This is a genomic window from Acinetobacter tianfuensis (assembly GCF_003611465.1).
GTDB lineage: Bacteria > Pseudomonadota > Gammaproteobacteria > Pseudomonadales > Moraxellaceae > Acinetobacter > Acinetobacter tianfuensis.
Window position 1 is genome coordinate 1 of sequence record NZ_RAXV01000094.1, and the last position, 1054, is coordinate 1054.

1 protein-coding gene is annotated in these 1054 nt (G+C 47.1%); it reads left to right on the plus strand.

Annotated elements, in window-relative coordinates; translation table 11 throughout:
* Nucleotides 1-1053, plus strand: a 1053-nt coding sequence (gene tuf / locus D7V32_RS17010) for an elongation factor Tu (RefSeq protein ID WP_120403946.1), incomplete at its 5' end; no start/stop codon positions are given.
* Between the last annotated feature and the right edge of the window lies 1 nt (nucleotide 1054).

Here is a 1054-nt window from a genome sequence, read left to right on the forward strand (position 1 = left end):
TATGCAGCGATCGACTCTGCACCTGAAGAAAAAGCACGCGGTATTACAATTAATACTTCACACGTAGAATACGATTCTCCAACTCGTCACTACGCTCACGTAGACTGCCCGGGCCACGCCGATTATGTTAAAAACATGATCACTGGTGCTGCTCAAATGGACGGCGCGATCCTTGTATGTGCTGCGACTGACGGCCCAATGCCGCAAACTCGTGAACACATCCTTCTTTCTCGCCAAGTAGGTGTTCCATACATCGTTGTATTCTTGAACAAATGCGACCTTGTAGACGACGAAGAGCTTCTTGAGCTAGTTGAAATGGAAGTTCGTGAACTTCTTTCTACTTATGACTTCCCTGGCGATGACACTCCAGTGATCCGCGGTTCAGCTCTTTCTGCACTTAACGGTGAAGCTGGCCAATATGGCGAAGATGCTGTTGTTGCTCTTGTTGATGCGCTTGACTCTTACATTCCAGAGCCAGAACGTGCTATCGATCTTCCATTCCTTATGCCGATTGAAGACGTATTCTCTATCTCAGGCCGCGGTACAGTAGTAACTGGCCGTGTTGAGACTGGTATCGTTAAAGTAGGCGAAGAAGTTGAAATCGTTGGTATCAAAGATACAGTTAAAACAACTGTAACTGGCGTTGAAATGTTCCGTAAACTTCTTGACGAAGGCCGTGCTGGCGAGAACTGTGGTGTTCTTCTGCGCGGTACTAAACGTGAAGATGTTCAACGTGGTCAAGTATTGGCTAAGCCAGGCGCGATCAAGCCGCACACTAAATTCGATGCAGAAGTATACGTACTTTCTAAAGAAGAAGGCGGTCGTCACACTCCATTCCTTAACGGTTACCGTCCACAGTTCTACTTCCGTACAACTGACGTAACTGGCGCTATTCAATTGAAAGAAGGCGTTGAAATGGTTATGCCTGGTGACAACGTAGAAATGTCAGTAGAGCTAATTCACCCAATCGCAATGGACCCAGGTCTACGTTTTGCGATCCGTGAAGGCGGCCGTACAGTTGGTGCTGGTGTAGTTGCTAAAGTAACTGCATAAT